This window comes from Rhodoferax sp. (assembly GCF_028689305.1).
GTDB lineage: Bacteria > Pseudomonadota > Gammaproteobacteria > Burkholderiales > Burkholderiaceae_C > Rhodoferax.
Genome location: NZ_JAQTWM010000183.1, coordinates 1 through 2,727, shown reverse-complemented (window position 1 = coordinate 2,727; position 2,727 = coordinate 1). Strand labels below are relative to the sequence as shown.

The following is a 2,727-nucleotide window of genomic DNA, read 5'->3' as shown; positions in this document are numbered from 1 at the left end:
CCTTCCAGCCGCGCTTGATGCTGCCGTTGTCCCTCACCTGGGATCACCGCGTGATCGACGGTGCCGCTGCGGCCCGCTTCAACGTCTACCTCGGCCAGATCCTCGGTGATTTCCGCCGGGTGTTGCTGTAAACCGGATCGATAAGGAAGAACAACATGGCACTTATCGACATCAAAGTCCCCGACATTGGCGACTTCGCCGAAGTCACCGTGATCGAACTGCTGGTCAAACCCGGCGACACCATCAAAGCCGACCAAAGCCTGATCACCGTCGAGAGCGACAAAGCCTCGATGGAAATCCCCGCCAGCCACGGCGGTGTGGTGAAAGAGCTCAAGGTCAAGCTCGGCGACAAGGTTTCCGAAGGCACGCTGTTGCTGGTGCTGGAGGCTGCGGGTGATGCGGCTCAGCCCGTATTGGCTCCGGAATCAAAGGAAAATCAGCCTGTAGCCCAGGTAATTTCTGCGCCAGTAGCTACACAATCTGTAGCAAAACCTGCTGCAACACCCGCCCCAAGTGCCACCAGCTTCGGTGGCAGCGCTGATCTGGACTGCGACCTGCTGGTGCTCGGCGGTGGCCCCGGCGGCTACTCGGCAGCCTTCCGCGCCGCTGACCTCGGCCTCAAGGTGGTGGTGGTCGAACGCTACGCCACCCTGGGCGGTGTCTGCCTGAACGTCGGCTGCATTCCCTCCAAGGCGCTGCTGCACGTGGCCGCCGTCATGGACGAAGTGACGCACCTGGGCGACCTGGGTGTGGACTTTGGCAAACCGGTGGTCAACATCGACAAACTGCGCGGCCACAAAGAGAAGGTCATTAGCAAACTCACCGGCGGCCTGGCCGCCATGGCCAAGATGCGCAAGGTGACCATCGTGCGTGGCTACGGTGCCTTCGTCGGTGCCAACCACCTCGAAGTCGAAGAAACCAGCGGCACAGCGCAAGAGAAAACCGGCGGCAAGAAGGTCATCGCCTTCAAACGCGCCATCATCGCCGCCGGCAGCCAGGCCGTGCGCCTGCCCTTCATGCCCAATGACCCGCGGGTGGTCGACAGCACCGGCGCACTGGCCTTGAAAGAAGTGCCCAAGCGCATGCTGATTCTGGGCGGCGGCATCATCGGCCTGGAAATGGGCACGGTCTACAGCACCCTGGGCGCACGCCTGGACGTGGTCGAAATGCTCGACGGCCTGATGCAAGGCGCGGACCGGGATCTGGTCAAGATCTGGCAAAAGATGAACGCCAAGCGGTTTGACAACATCATGTTGAAGACCAAAACCGTCGCCGCCGAGGCCACACCCGAGGGCATCAAGGTCACGTTTGCACCGGCAGAGGAGGGCGTGAAAGTGCCCGAGCCGCAGGTCTACGACCTGGTGTTACAAGCCGTAGGCCGCACCCCCAATGGCAAAAAGATCGCCGCCGACAAAGCTGGCGTGGCCGTGACAGACCGGGGCTTCATCAACGTCGACATCCAGATGCGCACCAACGTACCGCACATCTTCGCCATCGGCGACATCGTCGGCCAGCCCATGCTGGCGCATAAGGCGGTGCACGAGGCGCATGTCGCCGCTGAAGTGATTGCCGGTGAATTACAAGGCAACAAGGAGCTGGCCGCCGCCGCCTTCAACGCCCGCGTGATTCCGAGCGTGGCCTACACCGACCCCGAAGTGGCCTGGGTCGGCCTGACCGAAGACCAAGCCAAAGCGCAAGGTATCAAGGTCAAGAAGGGCTTGTTCCCCTGGACTGCGTCCGGTCGCGCCATCGCCAATGGCCGCGACGAAGGCGTGACCAAGCTGCTGTTTGACGACAGCCCCGAAGCCCACGGCCACGGAAAAATCCTCGGCGGCGGCATGGTCGGCACCCATGCGGGCGACATGATTGGTGAGGTGGCGCTGGCGATTGAGATGGGCGCGGATGCCATCGACATCGGCAAGACGATTCACCCGCACCCGACGCTGGGCGAGAGCATCGGCATGGCGGCGGAGATTGCGCACGGCAGCTGCACCGACGTACCGCCGGCCCGCAAGTAAGCCAGGGTTGTTGGTCCGGAACCCACATGAGCAAGGTATTCCCCATCAACCCCGCCCACCCCGAGCGGGTGTGCTGGGGTTGTGACCTGTTCTGCGCGGCCAAGGACATGCGCTGCGGCAATGGCTCGGACCGCACCATGCACCCGGTGGAGCTATTCGGTGAGGGCTGGCAGGATTGGGGTGGCTCGGCTGAAGCTCCTCGTGCTGGGGCCGCGGTGCGCCCTGATGCGGCCGCATCGACTCTAGCCGTGCACAAGGGGTAAGTCGGGCTGAAACCCGGATGCTACAAATTCAGTAGCTTGTCGCTCAGATTCCACGAGGGCTGAGCGGTTTCTTTTTGCCCTGTTGGCCAGCGTTGTGGTGCTGTGCGAGCCTTTGAGGAGCACCTCCACATCGCGGCTTTGTCGCCAGCAGCCGCAATGGCTGCTGACCGCAGTGGACCCTTTTGCCCGCGCCCGCTGTGACGACTGCGAACACGACTACTTCGTCGCTTTCTCATGCCAGGGACGGGGCGTCTGCACATCGTGCAACACCCGGCGCATGGCGGAGACGGCAGACAAGGCCGCCCTACATATTGGCGCAACCTGCGCGCCTTCGTGGGACGGGCCCTGCTGGAGAGTTTCGACGCCAAAGAGATGCTGGCCTACCAGCACTGCGCTTCTCGGTGGACGCTGGGGTCTGCATCGGAGCGCATGACCGCGCAGCACTG

Annotated in this window: 3 protein-coding genes and 1 pseudogene; all 4 read left to right on the top strand. The window is 63.0% G+C overall.

Annotation, left to right across the window (positions count from 1 at the left end):
* Positions 1–131, top strand: a 131-nt coding sequence (locus PHW99_RS18735) for a 2-oxo acid dehydrogenase subunit E2 (protein WP_300181360.1), incomplete at its 5' end; no start/stop codon positions are given.
* A 24-nt stretch (positions 132–155) separates the two neighbouring features.
* Positions 156–2,018, top strand: a complete 1,863-nt coding sequence (gene lpdA, locus PHW99_RS18730) for a dihydrolipoyl dehydrogenase (protein ID WP_300181358.1) — start codon at positions 156–158, stop codon at positions 2,016–2,018.
* A 26-nt stretch (positions 2,019–2,044) separates the two neighbouring features.
* A complete protein-coding gene (locus PHW99_RS18725; RefSeq protein ID WP_300181355.1) occupies positions 2,045–2,281 on the top strand; it encodes a DUF3079 domain-containing protein in 237 nt (78 codons plus the stop codon).
* Positions 2,282–2,462: 181 nt separating this feature from the next.
* A pseudogene (locus PHW99_RS18720) lies at positions 2,463–2,727 on the top strand (transposase zinc-binding domain-containing protein); the annotation flags it as partial.